At 72.3% G+C, this 253-nt stretch carries 1 protein-coding gene; it reads right to left on the minus strand.

Features of this window, described 5'->3' with window-relative positions:
* Positions 1-58 precede the first annotated feature (58 nt).
* The gene (locus ACQG3P_RS20865) at positions 59-214 is read right to left on the minus strand and encodes a hypothetical protein (protein ID WP_426806120.1); all 156 of its coding nucleotides are present in this window, start codon (positions 212-214) and stop codon (positions 59-61) included.
* Positions 215-253 lie beyond the last annotated feature (39 nt).

The following is a 253-nucleotide window of genomic DNA, read 5'->3' on the forward strand; positions in this document are numbered from 1 at the left end:
TGATCGCCGCCTGGAGGGCCGTGTTGGCTTTGGGTTTGGATCTGTTGCTTTAGCTGGTTTAGCGGCCGGCGGAGCCCAGCAGCAGGATCGGCACCAGCAGAATTTCCAGCACGCCCAGGATGTAGAAGAGGTTCTTCAGGGTATGCGGGTGCGCGGCGACCGGGTGCGGGGTCCCACCGCGCGGGGCGGGCGGCGGGGGGGGGGTGGAAGCCATGGGCCGGCCGCCGCCGGGGGCGGGGGGGGCGGCGGCGCG

Source organism: Stenotrophomonas sp. SrG, assembly GCF_050031795.1.
Taxonomy (GTDB): domain Bacteria; phylum Pseudomonadota; class Gammaproteobacteria; order Xanthomonadales; family Xanthomonadaceae; genus Stenotrophomonas; species Stenotrophomonas rhizophila_A.

Excerpts from the sequence above, each read along its gene's own strand:
- ACQG3P_RS20865 (WP_426806120.1), bottom strand. The coding sequence starts at position 214 with ATGGCTTCCACCCCCCCCCCGCCGCCCGCCCCGCGCGGTGGGACCCCG.